This window comes from Zoogloea sp. LCSB751, assembly GCF_002028455.1.
Classification (GTDB): Bacteria; Pseudomonadota; Gammaproteobacteria; order Burkholderiales; family Rhodocyclaceae; genus Zoogloea.
On the sequence record NZ_MWUM01000622.1, the window covers coordinates 1 to 236 of the forward strand.

Here is a 236-nt window from a genome sequence, read left to right on the forward strand (position 1 = left end):
TGACGATGAGCAAGACGCCGACGAGAATGAGTCTTCTGAAGCTGATAATGCTGATAATCAGGATGTCGTTGACGCTGCCATTGAAGAGTTGCGCGGTGAGCTGTCCTCGAAGTTCGGCGAGTGGTACGTGCTGCACACCTACTCCGGCATGGAGAACAAGGTGAAACAGAACCTGGACGCTCGGGTGCAGAACTTCAACATGGAGGACTACATCTTTGAAACGGTCGTCCCGACCG

Annotated in this window: 1 protein-coding gene; it reads left to right on the forward strand. The window is 53.4% G+C overall.

Annotated elements, in window-relative coordinates:
• The coding region (locus B4920_RS30700; RefSeq protein ID WP_305847146.1) for a transcription termination/antitermination NusG family protein at positions 1–236 on the forward strand (236 nt) is incomplete at both ends.